This window comes from Acidaminococcus massiliensis, from assembly GCF_900095825.1.
Taxonomy (GTDB): Bacteria; Bacillota; Negativicutes; order Acidaminococcales; family Acidaminococcaceae; genus Acidaminococcus; species Acidaminococcus massiliensis.
Genome location: NZ_LT608315.1, coordinates 1,267,992 through 1,285,986, shown reverse-complemented (window position 1 = coordinate 1,285,986; position 17,995 = coordinate 1,267,992). Strand labels below are relative to the sequence as shown.

Annotated in this window: 13 protein-coding genes; 1 reads left to right on the top strand and 12 read right to left on the bottom strand. The window is 54.5% G+C overall.

Annotated features, from left to right (window positions below):
* Positions 1-10: 10 nt before the first annotated feature.
* From BQ2657_RS06285 to BQ2657_RS06260, 6 genes are all read right to left on the bottom strand, one after another.
* The gene (locus BQ2657_RS06285) at positions 11-664 is read right to left on the bottom strand and encodes a polysaccharide biosynthesis/export family protein (RefSeq protein WP_075579866.1); all 654 of its coding nucleotides are present in this window, start codon (positions 662-664) and stop codon (positions 11-13) included.
* A gap of 440 nt (positions 665-1,104) precedes the next feature.
* On the bottom strand, positions 1,105-1,899 hold the full coding sequence (locus BQ2657_RS06280) for a tyrosine-protein phosphatase (RefSeq protein WP_075579865.1): 795 nt from the start codon (positions 1,897-1,899) through the stop codon (positions 1,105-1,107).
* 63 nt (positions 1,900-1,962) lie between these two features.
* A complete protein-coding gene (locus BQ2657_RS06275; RefSeq protein ID WP_075579864.1) occupies positions 1,963-3,405 on the bottom strand; it encodes a TrkH family potassium uptake protein in 1,443 nt (480 codons plus the stop codon).
* 15 nt (positions 3,406-3,420) lie between these two features.
* Positions 3,421-4,776, bottom strand: coding sequence for a Trk system potassium transporter TrkA (gene trkA, locus BQ2657_RS06270; RefSeq protein WP_075579863.1), 1,356 nt, complete (start codon positions 4,774-4,776; stop codon positions 3,421-3,423).
* Between the two features lie 753 nt (positions 4,777-5,529).
* Positions 5,530-6,699, bottom strand: coding sequence for an IS110 family RNA-guided transposase (locus BQ2657_RS06265; protein ID WP_075579862.1), 1,170 nt, complete (start codon positions 6,697-6,699; stop codon positions 5,530-5,532).
* Between the two features lie 574 nt (positions 6,700-7,273).
* Positions 7,274-7,831, bottom strand: coding sequence for a hypothetical protein (locus tag BQ2657_RS06260; protein ID WP_075579861.1), 558 nt, complete (start codon positions 7,829-7,831; stop codon positions 7,274-7,276).
* A 300-nt stretch (positions 7,832-8,131) separates the two neighbouring features.
* Here BQ2657_RS06260 and BQ2657_RS06255 point away from each other — a divergent pair, with 300 nt between their 5' ends.
* Positions 8,132-9,214: an acyltransferase gene (locus BQ2657_RS06255; protein WP_075579860.1), complete on the top strand. Its 1,083-nt coding sequence runs from the start codon at positions 8,132-8,134 to the stop codon at positions 9,212-9,214.
* 265 nt (positions 9,215-9,479) lie between these two features.
* Here the strand turns inward: BQ2657_RS06255 and BQ2657_RS06250 are convergent, their stop codons facing one another.
* The 6 genes from BQ2657_RS06250 to sepF all read right to left on the bottom strand — a co-directional run bounded on the left by BQ2657_RS06250 (position 9,480) and on the right by sepF (position 17,967).
* Positions 9,480-9,845, bottom strand: coding sequence for a four helix bundle protein (locus BQ2657_RS06250; RefSeq protein WP_075579859.1), 366 nt, complete (start codon positions 9,843-9,845; stop codon positions 9,480-9,482).
* 166 nt (positions 9,846-10,011) lie between these two features.
* Entirely contained in the window at positions 10,012-11,760 is a 1,749-nt protein-coding gene (gene pyk, locus BQ2657_RS06245; protein WP_075579858.1) for a pyruvate kinase, read from the bottom strand.
* 69 nt (positions 11,761-11,829) lie between these two features.
* Entirely contained in the window at positions 11,830-12,852 is a 1,023-nt protein-coding gene (locus BQ2657_RS06240; protein ID WP_075579857.1) for an electron transfer flavoprotein subunit alpha/FixB family protein, read from the bottom strand.
* A 12-nt stretch (positions 12,853-12,864) separates the two neighbouring features.
* Positions 12,865-13,656, bottom strand: a complete 792-nt coding sequence (locus BQ2657_RS06235; protein ID WP_075579856.1) for an electron transfer flavoprotein subunit beta/FixA family protein — start codon at positions 13,654-13,656, stop codon at positions 12,865-12,867.
* 306 nt (positions 13,657-13,962) lie between these two features.
* Positions 13,963-17,379, bottom strand: a complete 3,417-nt coding sequence (locus BQ2657_RS06230) for a DNA polymerase III subunit alpha (RefSeq protein ID WP_075579855.1) — start codon at positions 17,377-17,379, stop codon at positions 13,963-13,965.
* Between the two features lie 273 nt (positions 17,380-17,652).
* The gene (gene sepF, locus BQ2657_RS06225; RefSeq protein ID WP_075579854.1) at positions 17,653-17,967 is read right to left on the bottom strand and encodes a cell division protein SepF; all 315 of its coding nucleotides are present in this window, start codon (positions 17,965-17,967) and stop codon (positions 17,653-17,655) included.
* Positions 17,968-17,995: the final 28 nt, after the last annotated feature.

The window sequence follows — 17,995 nt, the reverse complement described above, 5'->3', positions numbered from 1 at the left end:
TTCTCCTTTATCAGTCATTGTTGTCATGGATTTCCGAGATCATGTAGGCACCGCTGAGGAACGGTACGATATCCCGGGCAAAGTCGATCCGGCCGTTCTTGGTCAGGTACAGGATGTCCCCTTCCTTCAGTTCCAGGTTGTCCTTCAGGTTGCCGGTCTTCAGCATGTTGTTCAGGTTGATCTTGATGGCCTTGTTGGTATCGTCCTGGTGGATCAGGAACACCTTCTTCTTGGCCGCATCCCAGGTGAAGCCTCCGGAGGCCCCTAGGGCATCCATGATGGTATGGCTCTTGGTGAGTTCATAGGTGCCGGGTTTCTTCACTTCCCCGAACACATGGACCCGGATGCCGCCCAATTGGACGATGTTCACGGTGACATCCGGTTCCACATAGTACCGGGAAAGGCCGTTCCGGAGGTACTGGGTGAACTGGTCCACGGTCATGCCGCTAGCCTGGATCTCTCCCACCAGGGGGAAGGAAACAGTGCCATCAGGCCGGACAGTATAGGGCGTCTCCTTGGAATTTTGGAGATTGGAGCTGATTTCCTGCTCCTGGACGACGACGATGTTCAGCTGGTCGCCGGGGCGCAGGGTATATTCCTGGGCTGCTGCCGGCAGGGTAAGGGAAGCCAAGGCAAAGGCCATGGCCAGGATTTTCTGTTTCATGGGACCTCCTTTGGGTCTATGGATTCCATCCAAAAAAATTCTGTAAACGATATATTCTTGTTAAAGAAAACTATTCCTTTTTAGGACAAACTAAAAGAGGGTACAGGAAACGCCTGTACCCCCCCCCCCGAAAGATTGTTCGCAAGTGCTTTATTCAGTTGACAGTTGACTACATTTATCCATTTTTTACAGGCAGATTGTTTTGAATCGGTATATACTTTTGTATAAGACCATATGACTGTAGTATAGCAAGATTGGGTTACTTTTGCAATGAAAAAATGAATTAAATGAAAAGAACATGAAAATTCAAGGCCATTTTATGTCTTCTCTGTGAATTTCATTGTCATTTGCTCAGAATTGGCTGTCCCGGGGAGGAGGCCCTTTTCTTCTACACCATCATTGTAGCAGAAGAGCTGGGCAAAAAACTCCCCAGAAAACATTCAGCCGAAAAAGCGGGACCAGAAGCTCCGTTTTTTCTTCAGGGGCTCATGGGGCGGATCCGGATAGAACACCCGTCCTTGGAGGAGCAGACGGGCATGGGCATCGCAGTCTGCCAGGAAGGCATCTCCCCCGATGAGGGAACGGATGGCCTCCTGGGCTTTCCGGGTATCGGGGCTGCGCCAATCGACGCGGTGTGCATCGCTGCCCAGGAAATGGATCAGCCCCCGGTCATAGAGCCAGTGGACGCTGCGGAGGGCACTTTCTCCGAAATCTCCGGTGAAGCTGCCCTGATTGCTCTGGAGCAGGATGCCTTTTTCCACCCACTGGCGGACCACTTGCGGCTGCGCCATGATGGCCTTATACCGTTCCGGATGGGCCAGGATGGGCAGATAGCCCCGGAGCTGGAGCTGGTAAAGCAGGTTCCAGGTTTCCAAGGGTGCGGCGGTGGGCAGCAGCTCCACCAGGAGATAGACGGTGCCGGCCAGGCAGCAGTCCCGGTGTTCTCCGGGGCCGGGCAGATAGTTCAGGGTGTCCGCATCCAGGCTCACCTCCGCCCCGCTGTGAAGGCGGATGGGGATCTTGGCAGCGTCGGCCTGCTGCTGGAGCTGGACCAGCCGTTCCGTGATGAGGTCCCAGTTGGGACAGATGCCCCTGCGGTGGAAATGGGGTGTAGCAAAAAGGTCGGTGGTGCCGGCCGCCGCTGCCTGCCGGAGCATGGCCAAGGACATGGCCTCACTGCGGGATCCGTCGTCCCCGTCGATGTTATATAAGATGTGGGAGTGAAGGTCGAACATGGGTGGTACCTCGTAAAGAGAGCTGTTGCATGCGTAAAAATCATACGCATGCAACAGCCCCTTTCAATTCCTCGTCCAGGTCCTGGGATAGAACAGGATCAGCATGGGCAAAAGTTCCAGCCGTCCGGCCAGCATGTCGAAGATCAGGACCAGTTTGGACAGATGGCTGTAGTCGAAGAAGTTCCTGGTGGGGCCTACTCCGGCCAGGCCGGGACCGATATTGTTCAGGGTAGCAGCCACAGCGGTGAAGTTGGTCTCAAAGCTGAATCCGTCCAGGCTCACCACCAGGATGGACAGGAAAAAGATCAGGAAATAGGTAATCAGGAAGATATAAATGGAAGTCAGCACCTTGCTGTCCACAGTCTTCCCGTCCATACGCATCCGCTGGACCCCATGAGGATGGAGCACCTGGCCCAATTCCAGGAAGATGGATTTGCAGGTCAGGACCACCCGGCTCACCTTCACCCCGCCGCCGGTACTGCCGGCGCAAGCCCCTACTACCATCAAGAGCACCAGGATGAACTTGGAAAAGCTGGGCCACAGGTCGAAATCCACCGTGCTGTAGCCAGTGGTAGTCATGATGCTCCCCACCTGGAAGAAAGACGTCCGCAGGGTTTCTTCCAGAGTATCGAAACGGTCCCGGATCTGCCAGGCGATGGCCAATCCGGAAGCCAGGATGATGCCCAGATAGGCCCGGACTTCCTCCATGGCGAAGGCTTCCCGGAAGCGATTGATCAAGAACAGGTAGTAAAAGCCAAAATTGACCCCGAAAGCAATCATGAACAGAGTGATGATCCACTGCTGGATGGGAGTATAGCTGGCGCAGCTGTCGTTGAGGATGCCGAAGCCCCCAGTGCCGGCAGTGCCGAAAGTGATGCACAGGTTGTGGAACCAGTTCATGCCGGTGAGAGCCAGGAGGGCAATCATCAAAAGGGTCATGCCCAGGTAGATCTTATACAATACAATGGCAGTATTCCGCACCCGGGGCACGAATTTGGACACATCCGGGCCGGGGCTTTCCGCCTTCATCAAGTTCATCTGGGTGCCGCCCCGGTTGGGGGGAACCAGCATCAGGATGAATACCAGCACCCCCATGCCCCCGATCCAGTGGGAGAAGCTCCGCCAGAAAAGGGAGGTGTGGGACAGGGCTTCGACATCCCCCAGGATGGAAGAACCGGTGGTGGTGAAACCGGAAACGATCTCGAACACCGCATCCACATAGCAGGGGATCTCCCCGGTGATTACAAAGGGAATGGCTCCGTAAAGGCTGAGCAGTACCCAGGACAGCCCCACAGCCACGAACCCTTCCCGCTGGTAGATGGCCTTGTTGGCGATTTTCCGCCTGCCGGTGAGAAAGCCCAGGGCAATGGCCAGGAGGGCCAGGGCGAAATATACCATTCCTTGGTCTTCCCGATAGATGAGGGAGATGAGGCCGGGCAGCAGCATCAAGGTGCCTTCCGTACAGAGGATCCAGGAGAGCACCTGCCCGATCACAGGATAATTCATAGAAGTCATGCTCCTTTATGCCAGGATGTTTTCAATATCGTGGAAGCCCAGATTGGTGGTGACTACGATCACCGTATCCCCTACTTGGAAGGCGTCCTGGCCTCCGGGGATGATCAGCTTCCCTTCCCGGACGATGCCGGCAATCAGTACATTCTTTTTGATCTGCATCTCCGCCAGTTTGGGACCGATGATGGGAGATTCCTTATCCAGCAGGAATTCCAGGGCTTCCACCCGGCCGTTCATGAGCCGGTACAGGGTTTCTACGTTGGATTCCATGCTGTTGCCGGCAGCCCGGACGTACTGGACGATCTGCTGGGCGGTGAGTTCCTTGGGGTTCACGATGCTGTCCAGCTGGAGCCCTTCGATCACGTCCCCGAAATCCACATGGTTCACTTTGGTGACCACTTTCTTCCCCATATGCTTCAAGGCGTATAGGGAAAGGATGGCGTTCACTTCGTCCATACCGGTACAAGCCACGAAGCCGTCCATGCTTTCCAGATGTTCTTCTTTCAGCAGTTCTTCCTCGGTGCCGTCTCCGCAGTCGATGGTGGCACCGGGAAGGGCTTCCACCAGTTCTTCGCACCGGGCCATATCCCGTTCGATGATGGTCACGTCGGTATGGCTCTTCAGGAGCATCTTGGCCAGATAATAGCTGAGCTGGCCGCCCCCTACGATCATCACGCTCTTGCATTTGTTGGTACGGACCCCGATTTTCTTGAAGAAGGCCTGGGCATCCCGGGGCATGGCGATGATGGTGAGGATGTCCCCTTCCTGGATCACCGTATTGCCGTCAGGGACCAGGATGTTGCTGTTCCGTTCGATGATGCACACCAACAAGTTCACAGTCAGGTCGGCGATGTCCTTCAGGGAACGGCCGATGAGCACGGAAGAAGCAGGCACCCGGAACCGGAGCATGTCGATCCGGTCTTTGGCGAAGCTGACGATCTCGATGGCGGAAGGGAAATTCAGCAGCCGGGAGATTTCTTTGGCCGCTTCCATTTCCGGGTTGATGGTCATGGAAAGGTTCAGACCCTTCTGGAGATAGTGTCGCTCGTCGGAATAATGGGGACTGCGGACCCGGGCGATGGTATGGCACTGGCTGTTGTTCAGCTTGGCGATGACGCAGGTAAGCAGGTTCACTTCGTCGCTTTCGGTGACGGCGATGAGCATATCCGTATGTTCCAGATCGGCTTTGGCCAGGATATTGAAGCTGGACCCATTGCCCACGATCCCCATTACATCGTAACTGGTAGAGATGTTCCGGATGATGGTGGCGTCGATATCGATCACCGTCACATTGTTATTTTCCTGGGCAAGCTGAGAAATGATGCTGCGCCCCACTTTCCCGCAGCCTACAACTATGATTTGCATAATAGGAACTCCTTTTGTAAGGGGCTGACGCCCCTGGTCTCGGGTCTCGGGTCCTCGAGTCTCGGGCCCCTGGACAGAACTTGTCCTTCGTCCAAGTTCTTATGAGCGTATAAAAACCGTAGGGGCCTCATGCTGGGAGGCCCGCTAAATCCAGAAACGCGGCGGCGTTTGGCTGGAATGGAATACCCCTCCGGGAGGCCGGGACGGGCTTGCCTTTGGCCAGCCCCTACGGGCGTTGGTGCCGGACCATCGGCAAATAGTCCCAACAGCCGCCTGTAACGGCGTAGGGGCGTGTGCCGCAGGCCCGCCCTTCCCTGGCCTCCCAGAGGGCTTGCCTTTGGCCAGCCCCTACGGGCGTTGGTGCCGGACCATCGGCAAATAGTCCCAACAGCCGCCTGTAACGGCGTAGGGACGTGCCACAGGCCCGTCCTTCCCTGGCCTCCCAGAGGGCTTGTCTTTGGCCAGCCCCTACGGGCGTTGGTGCCGGGCCATCGGCAAACAGTCCCAACAACCGCCTGTAACGGCGTAGGGACGTGCCGCAGGCCCGCCCTTCCCTGGCCTCCCAGAGGGCTTGTCTTTGGCCAGCCCCTACGGGCGTTGGTGCCGGACCATCAGCAAACAGTCCCAACAACCGCCCGTAACGGCGTAGACCAACTATATAAAGTCAAGCCAATTTTAAAATAAATTTCAGTTGCTATGGATCTTGGCAAAAGGGCGCACTTACCCAAGCCCCCTCTTGTGGGCTTAAAAAAATCAGGCTAAATAAGGGCAGCCACTAATACCCAGCCGGTAAATCAATCGGATCAGTTTCTTGGCTACATGGGACAAAGCGACTTTGTAAGGTTTGTGTTCTGACAGTTTCTTTTCAAGGTATTCTTTGAATTTCGGTACGTTCTGTGCAACCAGGCGGGCGGCAAGGTACAGTGTCTTTCGCAGATAGGGGGATCCTCTTTTTTCCATCTTGTTATGCTTCGAATGGTAGTCTCCAGAGTCATGTTTGGAAGGTGACATCCCTGCGTAAGCCAGGAGCTTGTCGACATCCGGAAAACGCTTGAAATCACCAACTTCGCCCAGAATGCTGGCACAAAGGGTATAACCGATCCCTGGTATGTCAATAATCGAAGATTCTTCCTGGTCCACCATTTCCTTAAGCTTCTCATCGATTTCAACGATATGCTGCTTCAACACTTCAATATCCGTAATGGTATGGACGAGTTCCATAGAAGCCGAAAGCGAGACTTTACCGATAGAACGGCATGCTGCCTGGTGGATTTCCAAAGCCTTGCTTTTGTCAAATCTCCCCTGTGAGGCATCACTTAACAGGCGCGTCAGCCGCTTCATGCTGCAATGAGCAATCTGTTCATGGCCAGGATAGGCTTTTAGAAGCGCATAGATTGAAGCAAGATGGATGGAAGATGTCAGCCCTTCCAGCTCTGGGAATAAAATCGTAACCAGACGGGAAACTGATATCTTTAGCTTGGAACACTTCTGCATGGTTTGAGATCTGTAACGAGAGAGTGATTTCATTTCCTCGTTATGGTACAATGAAGAAGAGTAGGTTTGGGAACCTTTCCCTGACACAATCATCTGTGCAATAGCGCAGGCATCGACTTTATCAGTCTTGGTCTTACGCAGGCTGAATCCTTGCTTGTATCTATTCGTGAGAAGCGGATTGAAAGTGAGCAGTGGAAGGTCATGTTCTGAGATGAAATGGGCGAGATTCGAGGAATAGTGACCGGTTGCTTCCAATCCTACTCTTATTTTATCTTTTGGAATGCCCAGTTCAGAAATCTTGGAAAGGAGCATGTCAAAGCCTTCCCGTGAATTGGGAAATGTAAAAGATTCAACTGTTTTCAATGCATCCGAGTCAATGATACAGCAGTCATGTTTCCGCTTTGCAACGTCAATTCCGACACAAAGCATAAAAATCAACCTCCTTTTTTTGAATTGGCAGCTGTGCATCAAAGCCACAGAGACTTCATCATAATGTATCCTCGCTAGATATGAACCGTCGAGCGGTATCCAACTCATTAACAAATTGAATGAATTCTGTGGTCGGACTCTACAAAAACCGTCAAGCGGTAGGGGCGCGCAACCGATCCACAGCTCCATTCTAATCGTACCGTAATTCACTATAAAAGGGAATATCTGGTACAACTCTATTATACGAGGGGCGCGCAACCGATCCACAGCTCCATTCTAATCGTACCGTAATTCACTATAAAAGGGAATATCTGGTACAACTCTATTATACGAGGGGCGTGCCGCAGGCCCGCCCTTCCCTGGCCTCCCAGAGGGCTTGCCTTTGGCCAGCCCCTACGGGCGTTGGTGTCGGGCCATCGGCAAATAGTCCCAACAGCCGCCCGTAACGGCGTAGGGACGTGCCACAGGCCCGTCCTTCCCTGGCCTCCCAGAGGGCCTCTTGTTAATCTCCTCTACTATACACCAGCCGCCGAAAAAAATCCACATTTTTGTTACATTCCGTACAGTGTTCTGATCACTTTTTCTTTTGTTTTCCCTTGGATTTCCTTTTCGAGGGTGGCTGAGGGGCAGGAGCGTTCCCTTGGAGCCTCTTTTCCACCCCTTTGGCCAGGAAAAGGCCCAGGATCCCGGTGGCCAGCTGGAGGGGCAGGAACAGGGCCAATGTTTTGCTGATGGCGGCCCAAGGCAGCTGGAGGAGATGGAGGGCCCCCACCATGCCGATGCCCAGCACCACCGCTTTCCCCAGAGGAGCTCCCAGGAAAAGGACCGGACCCCGGGTGAAGCTGCGGGTCAGTTCCACGTACATGCCGTTCCCCAGGGCGATCACCGGGACCACCGGACCCAGGATATGGCCCTGGAAAAAGGCGATGACCGCCAAGGCCACGCAGATGACCCAGGCCAGGAGCCGGGTGGTGTACCGGCCCGCCAGCACCAAGACGGCGTTCACCAAGGTGCCGATGAGGAGAGTCATGACAGGAACGGGCAGAGGCAGCACCAGCCGGAGCTGCTGGCTGAGGGCCCCGATGGCCAGGAGCAGGCCGCCCCGGACCAAAAGACGGAGAGAATGGGACATGGGATCGGCTCCTTTCAGGTTATGTGCAGATATTCTGAACTTATTGTAATCAGCCGGACGGAAAAAGGCAAGACGGACGGTGTTCAACAGTCGGAAGTCGGAAGTCTGGAGTCGGGAACCTCTGGATAGAACCTGTCCCCTGGCCAGGTTCCTTTGAAGATGTAAAACCCTAGTGCTCACAAAATGAGGGTTGAGAATCCCGTTGGCGGTCATTATAATAGATAAGATAGATTCATTTCAATACTGCAGGGACCGATCCTGCGTACCCCATATTCCTGTAAACCTGCAAAGGAGCTTTCTGTGAAACAGCGCAATCTTGTATTCGACAACCTCCGGGGCATCTGCATGCTGGGGGTCATTGCCATCCATGTGGGGAGCATGGCGGTCAGCGACGCCGTAGCTTCTCCTTTTCTGGTGCTCATCACCAACATCCTGAGCCGCTACAGCGTACCGGCCTTCTTTTTCATCTCCGGCTATGGGCTGTTCTACAGCAAGCCTCTGGAGCAACCTCTCCGGTATGGGAGCTTTGTGAAGAAACGGATGAAAAGTATCGGCCGTCCTTACCTGCTGGCGTCCCTGCTGTACCTGTGCTACTATGCCTTTTTGAACCGGGACATGAGCGTGCTGGATCCTTCCAACATCCTGTTTTCCCTGTTCTTCGGCACTGCCCAGTACCACATCTATTTCCTGGTGATCCTGATCTGGTTCTACCTGCTGTTCCCGCTGTGGCGGGCCCTGATGGGAGGGATGGAAAAAATCGGCCTGAAATTGGCCCTGCCTCTGTTGTTTGTGGCCCAAGTGCTGCTGTTCGAGGGAAATTTCCGGTTCTGGGTCTATCCTGAATGGATTGCTTCCAGCCCGACCCTGCTGAACCTGTGCAATTACCGACTGAACTATTTCCCCTTCTTCTACTTATTCATCTTTATGCTGGGGGGAGTGATTGCCCGGCATTATGGCAAATTCCAGCAGCTGATCACCCAACGGAAAGCCTTGCTGACGGCGTTCTTTGCTGCCAGCGCTGGGTTCAACACCTGGCTGTTTTACCGGTGGACCTTCAAATGGCAGATGCCCTATGAAAGCACGGTGAACTACCTTCAGCAGCTGAGCCTGCCGGGTCTGGTATACACCATTGCTTCCGTACTCTTCTTCAGCATGGTGATCCAAAGCGGCCGCTACCCCCTGAAAAAAGCCCTGAAGGGCATGAGCGACCGCTCCTTCATCATCTACCTGATCCACCCGGTGTTCATCGATCAGCTGGAATATGTATTGAACCGGACCGTTGGGATGCAGCATGTTCCCATGGAGGCCTTCTATCTGGCGGTGCTGCTGCTGTCCTGGGGATGTGCGGAGATGTGGCATCGATTCAGGGCCTCAAAATCCTAAAGGATTTTGAGGCTGTCACTGGTCTCTTGTCACTGGTCACTAGCCGCAGGCAAGAACCCGTGGCTAACGGGTTCTTTTGAAGGAAGAAAGCCAAAATTGTGCTGTTCCTGGATACGGCTGCTTGTCACTGGTTCCGGCGAAAAACTCATTCTAAAATTTGCTAGCAAATTTTATCATTCTGTCTGAACCCTGCATTTTTTCAAATGCAAACAAAAAGTGTGCTGCATTTTATGGTGCAGCACACTTTTTGCAAACATGAGTCTTATCAGCGTTTGGAAGGATCCAGATGCTGGATAAGACGGGTAAGTCTGTTTCCCAGTTCTTCACACATCTGGCAGGCTTCCTGACATTCTTTTTCTGAAATATACCCCTGTGAATGGCTCAGCAGCAGTTGGGTATCCAGTTCAGAACAGGATCCTCTGGAAATCAGCAGAAAATGGACAAAATCTCTGTCACTGCCTCTTGACCTTCCTTCAGCAATATTGCTGGGAATGGATATAGCAGCCCTTCGCATCTGATTTACCAGAGTAAACAATTCTTTAGATGGATAATGGTCGGTCAATGTATAAATGTGGTTGGCCAGCTGCATGCTCCGTTGCCATACCACCAGCTTTTTATGTGAGTATTCCATGAGTGCGACTCCTGTAGCAGTTTGTTCAGAAAAGAAGGCAAGGACAAGCCGAAGGTGAGTCCAAGCCTGCAGTATAAATTGAAAGGCAGCCGCAGCCCGGCTGCCTTCCTTCGTCCAGTGACCAGTGACAAGTGACCAGAGACAGGGTTTCGAGACTCGAGACTATTTACTTCACATTGATCTTCCCTGCATACACACTCCCGGTTGCTACGTCCAGGGTCACCAGGTCGCCGGTTTCCAGGGCTTCCATGGCTCCTTTGGCTCCTACGATGACGGGGATGCCATAGTTGATGCCGATGATGGCTGCCGGGGAAGTGAAGCCGCCTTCTTCGGCGATGATGCCGCCGGCCTGGGCTGCTGTAGTCCCCATTTCATTTTCCAGGGCGGCCACAGCCAGGATCATACCGGGGCGGAATTTCTCCAGATCTGTTTTCTTTTCCACCCGCAGGACCACCCCGCTGACGGCTTTTTTGCCGATGCCCTGGCCGGAAACCACTTTCTGGCCCACATTGACCACCTGGATCAGGTTGGTGCTGCCCACCTTGCCCACGTTCATGCCGGCAGTGACCACCAGGGAATCCCCTTTCTTGATGAGGCCGGAATCCAGGGCCTTCTTCAGGGACGCATCGATCAGAGCATCGGTGCTGGCCTTGTTCTCACCCTGGAGAGGTGTCACACCCCAGTACAGGTTCATCCGGCGCAGGCTCTCTTCTTTGGGAGAGACCCCCAGCACATGGGCCTTGGGCCGGTATTTGGCCACCATCCGGGCGGTGTAGCCGCTTTCGGTGATGGACATGATGGCATTGGCTTCCAGTTCCTGGGCGATCTGCACGGTAGCATGGCTGATGGCATCGGTCATCTGCACCTGGGCCCCGATGCCCTTGTGCTGGAACACCTGGACATAATCGATGGCTTCTTCCGTCCGTTTGGCAATCCGGGCCATGGTCTTCACCGCTTCCAGAGGATAGGCGCCGGAGGCCGTTTCCCCACTGAGCATGATGGCGTCCGTGCCGTCAAAGATGGAGTTGGCGATGTCGTTGGCTTCAGCCCGGGTAGCCCGGTAGTTGGTGATCATGCTTTCCAGCATCTGGGTGGCGGTGACCACCGGCTTGCCCAGCATATTGCATTTGGCGATGATTTCCTTCTGGACAATGGGCACGTCTTCCATGGGGATCTCCACCCCCAGATCGCCCCGGGCCACCATGACCCCGTCCACCACCTGGAGGATTTCGTCGATGTTGTCCACTCCTTCCTGGTTCTCGATTTTGGCGATGATCCCCATGGGGGACCCCAGCCGTTCCAGGAGCCGGCGGATCTCCATGGCATCATGGGCGTTCCGCACGAAAGAAGCAGCCACATAAGTCATGCCGTGCTGGGCGGCAAAGGTGATATCGGAAACATCCGCTTCGGACAGGAAGGGCAGTTTCAAGAAGGCCCCAGGCACAGCCACCCGTTTCCGGGAGGAGATTTCCCCGCCATTCACCACTTTGGTCCGGATTTCCGTTGCTGTGGTGGATTCCACTTCCAGGGATAGTTTCCCGTCGTTCAGGAGAATGGTATCTCCCCGCTTCACTTCTTCCGGCAGTCCGGCATAGTTCACATGGGCCTTCTCCGCCGTCCCCTCCACGTCTTCCGTGGTGAGGATGAATTCGTGGCCGGGCACCAAAGTGGTCTTATCCCCTTTGAAAAGCCCCAGACGCATTTCCGGCCCTTTGGTATCTGCCACATAGCCTACCAGCCGCCCTGCTTCCTTTTCGGCTTCCTTCAGCAGGTTCAGCCGGGCTTCACATTCGCTGTGGGAGCCATGGGAGAAGTTGAACCGGGCCAGATCCATCCCTGCTTTGATCATGTCCACCAGCAGGTCTTTTTTGTCCGTGGCTGGCCCCAGGGTGCAGATGATTTTTGTTTTCTTCATGAACGTTTCCCCCTCTGAAAAAAAGTCCGGACTTATAAAAGCCCGGACTTTTCAGTTCCGTATCTACAATTAGGATTCTTTGAAGGCTTTGATCTTTGCGGTCAGCAGAGGCAGGATCTTCAAAGCATCGCCAACGATACCATATTTAGAGATTTCGAACATAGGAGCGTCCGGATCCTTGTTGATGCAGACAATGGTATCGGATTTGCTCATGCCGGCTTTGTGCTGTACAGAACCGGAAATCCCGCAGGCGAAGTAAATCTTCGGGGTAACGGTCTTACCGGACTGGCCAACTTGCCGAGGATGTTCGATGAACCCTTCATCCACTGCAGCACGGCTGCCGCCTACAGCGCCGCCCAGCACATGGGCCAGGTCATACAGCAGGGAGAAGTTTTCTTTGGCTTTCATGCCACGGCCGCCGGAGCAGACGAACGGTGCATCATCGATGGCCATTTCGCCTTCGCTGACCACTTCTTCTCTGCGGACGCAGGTGACACGGTCATCCACATGGTTCTTCAGGGTGTAGTTGATGACTTCACCGGTACGGGAAGCATCCGGTTCCATGGCCTTGAAGGTCTTGGGACGGACAGTACCCATCTGGGGACGATGTTCTTTGCACAGGATGGTAGCCATGATGTTACCGCCGGCAGCAGGACGAGTCCATTCGATCAGACCGTCTTCTTCTGCATCCAGGATGGTGCAGTCTGCGCACAGACCGGTGTTCACCCGGGCAGCGATACGGGGCCCCAGGTCACGGCCGTCGTTGGTAGCGCCGATGAATACGGAAGAAGGCTGATATTCAGCGATCATTTCGCAGAAAGCATTGGTGTATTCATCCGTGGAATAATATTTGAAAGCAGGATCCTGGCAGACATAGACCAGATCAGCGCCCCGAGCGATCAGCTTGGACGGAACGTCTTTGGCATCGTCGGTGATCAGGACAGCGGCCAGTTTCTGGTTGCATTTGTCAGCCAGTTTCCGGCATTCACCCAACAGTTCATATACTACATGGACAGGTTCGCCTTTGTAATGTTCAACATAGACCCATAAATCTTTTTCGTTACCGGTCTTTAAACCTTTCGTGTTAGCCATTTATACCCAACCTCACTTCGTAATAATCTTGTCTTCGATCAGTTTGTTCACTAACTTATCGACTGCAACTGCAGGATCTTCGTCGTCGAAGATTTCGCCGTGGACCTGAGTCACTTTCGGAGTGAAGCTCTTCATGACCTGAGTCGGAGAGCCAGCTTTGCCGATGATGTCCAGAGGGATTTCCAGGGCAGCAGCGGTGTAGACAGGAACTTCAGCCTTTCTGGCTTTCATTTTGCCTCTGATGCTGGCAAAACGCAGATCCTTGCTGCGCATTACGGTCACCACGCAGGGCATCTTCATGGTGAAGGTCATGGACATTTGTTCATTGTCTCTATCTACGATGACTTCGTCGCCTTTGACCTGAACTTTCAGAGCAGCGGTAACCTGGGGCAGATCCAGGTGTTCTGCGATTTCAGGACCTACCTGAGCGGTATCCCCATCGATAGCCTGACGGCCGCAGAGGATCAGATCAGGAATCCCGAAATGTTTGATGGTGTTGGCCATGGCTGCGGAAGTAGCCAGGGTGTCGGCGCCGCCGAAAGCTCTGTCACTGACCAGTTTGGCTTCATCAGCACCTACTGCCAGGCAGTCTCTCAGGACGGATTCAGCATGGGGCGGTCCCATGGTGATGACGGTGACATGGGCACCCAGTTCGTCTTTCAGCTGCAGAGCCGTTTCCAGAGCATACTGGTCATAGGGGTTCATAATATTGGTTACACCATCTCTGACGAGGTTGTTGGTAACCGGATCGATCTTCATTTCAGCGGTATCCGGCACCTGTTTAACACATACAACGATGTTCATTACAAAGCGACCTCCTAAAAATCATATAGTTCAAAACCACACAAGCTCATTTTAACACGTGTTCTACCGGTATGCAAGGGATTGCACAAACTTGTCAGACTAGCGTAGCAACTCCCGCTCCCCCGGAAACACCAGTTGTATACTGGGTTTTCCTCTCTTTTCCTCTTTAATTCTAAATTGACGGATAATTCTATACAAGTTCTGTAACGGAAATTTCTACAGAATTGCACGACAAATAATGGGGATTTTTCCGAGAACATAAGGGATTGCTTATGAAAAAGGGGGTGTTGCCCAGGCAACACCCCCCTACAATTCCATACTCCCCTTGCCCAGCACCCGCTCTATGGCTTCTTGGAAGCCGGGTGCTTCCAGGTCCACCCAAAATCGGGGATTGGTCCGGATCACTTTCCGGGTATCGGCGATGTGGAGGTACACCGGATTCTTTCCGTGAAAGGCGGCAAAGATACCTCCCAGCTGCTGCTGGACGGTTTGGGTATTCTTCCCCGGTCCGATGTGGAGATGGACTTCTTTGGACGCCTCCTGGAGGGGTTCCACTTTGTTGGCGAAGATCCGGGCCTGTTCCTCGTCCAATTTCAGGACGCCCTGGACCATGACGATCCGGTCCTTCTCGATCTGGAGCCGGCTGAGGGAATAGGCCCGGGGGAAGGCGATCACATCCAGGCTGCCGCTGAGGTCTTCCAGGGTGAAAGAAGCCATCCGGTCCCCGTTCTTGGTAGAACGGATCCGCAGTTCCGAGATGATCCCTCCTACGGTGATCCGCTCTCCATCCCGGAAATTCTCCTCGCTGCATTTTGCCAAAGGCGTCAGCCGACGAAGGGCGGTGCGGAAAGCATCTAACGGATGGCCGGTGACATAGAAGCCGATCAGTTCCCGTTCCAGCCGGAGGATCTCTTCCTTGGGGATTTCCGGCAGATCCGGGACGGGAATGGTGCTGGCCGAAGCGATTTCTTCTTCTCCGAACAATCCCAGCTGCCCGGTGATCCGGTCCCGCTGTTCACTGGCCGCCGCTTCCAGGGCCGGGTCCATGATGGCCAGCATCTGGCTCCGGCGCAGGCCGAAGCCATTGAGAGCACCGCTTTTGATCAGGGCTTCCACCACCCGCTTGTTCACTTTGGAAAGATCCACCCGGCGGGTGAAATCAAAGAAATCTTTGAAGGGGCCCCGTTTCTCCCGTTCTTCCAGGATCACGGAAACCGCCGCATCCCCCACGCTCTTGATGGCTCCCAGGCCGAACCGGATGGTGTGCCCATCCACGGAAAAGCCGGCTTCGCTGGTATTGATGTCCGGGGGCAGCACTTTGATATCCATATCCCGGCAGACACCGATGTACCAGCTCACCTTGTCCGCCACGGTGATGATGCTGTTCAGGAAAGCCGCCATGTATTCTACCGGATAGTTGGCTTTCAGCCAGGCGGTCTCATAAGCCACTAAGGCATAGGCGGCAGAATGGGATTTGTTGAAGCCGTAGCCTGCGAAATGCTGCAGGAGGGCAAAGATCTTGTCCCCCAGTTCCCGGCTGATGCCGTGGAGCTTTTGGGCCCCATCCAGGAACTTCTCTTTCATGGAATCCAGCAGTTTGGCCTTTTTCTTCCCCATGGCCCGGCGCAGGATGTCTGCTTCCCCCAGGGTAAAGCCCCCCAGGGCAGAAACGATCTGCATCACCTGCTCCTGGTAGAGGATCACTCCGTAGGTATCGGCCACGATGGGTTCCATCAGGGGATGGAGCACCTGGGCGGTCCGTTTGCCGTGGCGGCCGGCGATGAAGTCTTCCGCCATGCCGCTGCCCAGGGGGCCGGGCCGGTACAGGGCCACCAGAGGGATCAAATCTTCGAAACCTTCTGGAGCCAGCTGCTTCATGAGCCGGGTCATGCCGTCGCTTTCCATCTGGAACACCGCTGCCGTATCTCCTTGGCAGAGCATTTTGTAAGTCTTGGGGTCATGGAGGTCGATGTGCTGGATATCCACTTCCGTGCCCCGGTTCTTTTTGATCATCTTCAAGGCATCGTCGATGACGGTCAAGGTCCGGAGACCCAGGAGATCCATCTTCAAAAGGCCCAGGCTTTCCGACCGGTCCTTGTCGTATTGGGTGCAGATGTATTCATGTTCGTCGTCGCTGCTGGAAGTGATCTGGAGGGGGACATAATTGGTCAGTTCCCCCGGAGTGATCACCACGCCGGCTGCATGGGTGGAGGTATGCCGGGGCATCCCTTCCACTTTCTGGGCGAAATCCAGGAGCTGGGCGATGTTGGGATCCTGGTCCCGGAGTTCCCGGAGTTCCCGGCTGCCTTCCAGGGCGCCTTTCAGGGTGGTGCCCGGGGTGTTGGGGATCAGCTTGTTCACTTGATTCACCACGTTCAGGGGGATGTCCATGGCCCGGCCCACGTCCTTGATGGCCGCTTTGGCCGCCAGGGTCCCGAAAGTGATGATCTGGGCCACATGGCTCTCCCCGTATTTCCGAGCCAAGTAATCCACCACCAGGTGGCGCTTCACGTAACAGATATCCGTATCGATATCGGGCATGCTCACCCGTTCCGGGTTCAGGAACCGTTCAAAGATCAGGTTGTACTTCAGCGGGTCGATGTTGGTGATGCCCGTCAGATAGGCCACGATGCTGCCGGCAGCACTACCTCTCCCCGGCCCCACCGGGATATCGTGGGTCCGGCTGTAGTTGATGAAATCCCAGACGATGAGGAAATAGCCGGAATAGCCCATCTGTTTGATGATCCCCAGTTCGTATTCCATCCGTTTCCGAGCGGTGCCGTCATCCTGGGGGTACCGGGAAGGGAAGCCTTCTTCACAGAGCTTCCGCAGGAAACCGTCCATGGTCTCTCCGGGAGGCAGGGGGAATTCCGGCAGGAGCAGATGGCCGAATTCCAGTTCCAGGCTGCACCGCTGGGCGATTTCCAGGGTATTGTCCAGGGCTTCCTGGTCTTCTGGGAAAATGGCTTCCATTTCCTCCCGGCTCTTCAGGTAGTAGGAATCGTTGTTGAAGCGCATCCGCTGGGGATCCAGGTACCGGGCGTTGGTCTGGATGCACAGGAGGATATCCTGGCCGGAAGCATCTTCTTTATGGATGTAGTGGAGGTCGTTGGTGGCCACCAGTTTGATATTGTGTTTCTGGGCCAGCCGGTGGAGTTCCCGGCGGACGGTGGCTTCTTCCGGCAGGCCATGGTTCTGGATCTCCAGGTAGTAGTGATCCCTATCGAAGATATCCAGGTATTCCAGCATGGTCTTCTCGGCGGTTTCCAGTTCGCCCCGGATCAGGTGGCGGGGCACTTCCCCGGCGATGCAGGCGGACAGGCAGATGAGCCCTTCGCTGTGCTGGCGGAGGACTTCTTTATCGATCCGGGGTTTATAATAGAAGCCTTCCACTTCGCCGATGGATACCAGCTTCATCAGGTTCTGATAGCCAGCCTTGTTTTCCGCCAGGAGGATCAAGTGGTAGAGCTTGTTCCGGGTTTCCAGGCTTTTGTCCAGGTGGGACCCGGAGGTGATGTACACTTCACAGCCGATGATGGGCTTGATCCCGGCTTTCCTGCATTCCTGGTAGAACTCGATGACTCCGTACATGACCCCGTGGTCCGTAATGGCCAAAGCCGGCATCCCCAGTTCCTTGGCATACTGGACCAGTTCCGGGATACGGCAGGACCCATCCAGGAGGCTGTATTGGGTATGGGTATGTAAATGGACGAATTGGTTCATGGGTGCTCCTTTAAAAAAGGGTGTTGCGTAGCAACACCCTTAGCTGTAGCGCCGCATAGCGGCTCAAGTCAGAAGTCTGAAGTCTGGAGCCGGATGATAAATTTGCAGGCAAATTTTTGAATAAGCAAAATCTTGTACGAAATGATTTCTAAAAATGATTTCGTTCCTGGTTCTACACAATCAAAAGGACCTGCCTGTTAAGACAGGTCCTGTCCTAAGGCTTCAGACTTCCGACTCCCGACTGAGAAGCTGTTGCCAAGCAACAGCTTTCTCTTATCCTCGTATCGTATCCACTTCTCCCGGCAGGTACATGGTCACTTCCGGGGAAATTTCGGTTTCGGTGGCGCCGATGGTGTAGGCGATGCCGGCCAGGTAGTCCTGGGCCCGGATCTTATCCGGTTCCGGCAGGTCGTTGAGGCATACGAGCAGCCCCTTCCCCGCCATGATCAGGTCGCCGTAGGAGACGATGTCTTCCAGGCTGCCCGGTGTCCGGAGACACAAATCCAGATTGGGCGTATCCAAAAGAGTCAAGCCGGGATTTTCCCGTTCCTCCTGGTGAGCTTTCCCGGATTTGAAACTGGCAAACATGGGTGACATCCCTCCCTTCTTTGTATCT

Excerpts from the sequence above, each read along its gene's own strand:
- trkA (WP_075579863.1), bottom strand. The coding sequence starts at position 4,776 with ATGCAAATCATAGTTGTAGGCTGCGGGAAAGTGGGGCGCAGCATCATT.
- BQ2657_RS06280 (WP_075579865.1), bottom strand. The coding sequence starts at position 1,899 with ATGTTCGACCTTCACTCCCACATCTTATATAACATCGACGGGGACGAC.
- BQ2657_RS06275 (WP_075579864.1), bottom strand. The coding sequence starts at position 3,405 with ATGAATTATCCTGTGATCGGGCAGGTGCTCTCCTGGATCCTCTGTACG.
- BQ2657_RS06240 (WP_075579857.1), bottom strand. The coding sequence starts at position 12,852 with ATGGCTAACACGAAAGGTTTAAAGACCGGTAACGAAAAAGATTTATGG.
- BQ2657_RS06250 (WP_075579859.1), bottom strand. The coding sequence starts at position 9,845 with ATGGAATACTCACATAAAAAGCTGGTGGTATGGCAACGGAGCATGCAG.
- BQ2657_RS06285 (WP_075579866.1), bottom strand. The coding sequence starts at position 664 with ATGAAACAGAAAATCCTGGCCATGGCCTTTGCCTTGGCTTCCCTTACC.
- BQ2657_RS06235 (WP_075579856.1), bottom strand. The coding sequence starts at position 13,656 with ATGAACATCGTTGTATGTGTTAAACAGGTGCCGGATACCGCTGAAATG.
- BQ2657_RS06260 (WP_075579861.1), bottom strand. The coding sequence starts at position 7,831 with ATGTCCCATTCTCTCCGTCTTTTGGTCCGGGGCGGCCTGCTCCTGGCC.
- sepF (WP_075579854.1), bottom strand. The coding sequence starts at position 17,967 with ATGTTTGCCAGTTTCAAATCCGGGAAAGCTCACCAGGAGGAACGGGAA.
- BQ2657_RS06265 (WP_075579862.1), bottom strand. The coding sequence starts at position 6,699 with ATGCTTTGTGTCGGAATTGACGTTGCAAAGCGGAAACATGACTGCTGT.
- pyk (WP_075579858.1), bottom strand. The coding sequence starts at position 11,760 with ATGAAGAAAACAAAAATCATCTGCACCCTGGGGCCAGCCACGGACAAA.
- BQ2657_RS06230 (WP_075579855.1), bottom strand. The coding sequence starts at position 17,379 with ATGAACCAATTCGTCCATTTACATACCCATACCCAATACAGCCTCCTG.